This window comes from Psychrobacter sp. T6-4 (assembly GCF_052258425.1).
In the GTDB taxonomy this organism is placed as follows: domain Bacteria; phylum Pseudomonadota; class Gammaproteobacteria; order Pseudomonadales; family Moraxellaceae; genus Psychrobacter.
This window is the reverse complement of sequence record NZ_JBQQEZ010000031.1, coordinates 1-699: the sequence shown is the minus strand read 5'-3', so window position 1 is coordinate 699 and position 699 is coordinate 1. Positions and strand designations below refer to the sequence as shown.

The following is a 699-nucleotide window of genomic DNA, read 5'->3' as shown; positions in this document are numbered from 1 at the left end:
ATAGATAATTACAAACCACTTGGGTGTTGTATGGTCAAGCCAAACGAGCAATTAGTACAGGTTAGCTACACACATCGCTGTGCTTCCACACCCTGCCTATCAACGTCCTAGTCTTGAACGGCTCTTTAGGGAAATCTTATCTTGAGGTGGGCTTCCCGCTTAGATGCTTTCAGCGGTTATCCCATCCGAACGTAGCTACCGGGCAATGCCATTGGCATGACAACCCGAACACCAGTGGTTCGTCCACTCTGGTCCTCTCGTACTAGGAGCAGCTCCTCTCAAATTTCCAACGCCCACGGTAGATAGGGACCGAACTGTCTCACGACGTTCTAAACCCAGCTCGCGTACCTCTTTAAATGGCGAACAGCCATACCCTTAGGACCTGCTTCAGCCCTAGGATGAGATGAGCCGACATCGAGGTGCCAAACACCGCCGTCGATATGAACTCTTGGGCGGTATCAGCCTGTTATCCCCAGAGTACCTTTTATCCGTTGAGCGATGGCCCTTCCATACAGAACCACCGGATCACTAAGACCTACTTTCGTACCTGCTCGACTTGTGGGTCTCGCAGTTAAGCGCGCTTTTGCCTTTATACTCTACGACCGATTTCCGACCGGTCTGAGCGCACCTTCGTACTCCTCCGTTACTCTTTAGGAGGAGACCGCCCCAGTCAAACTACCCACCATACATTGTCCTCGG

General features: G+C 51.8%; 1 rRNA gene. It reads right to left on the bottom strand.

The annotated features are described in order from the left end of the window. Nucleotides 1-30 precede the first annotated feature (30 nt). Nucleotides 31-699, bottom strand: a 23S ribosomal RNA gene (locus tag ACTXGE_RS12480); the annotation flags it as partial.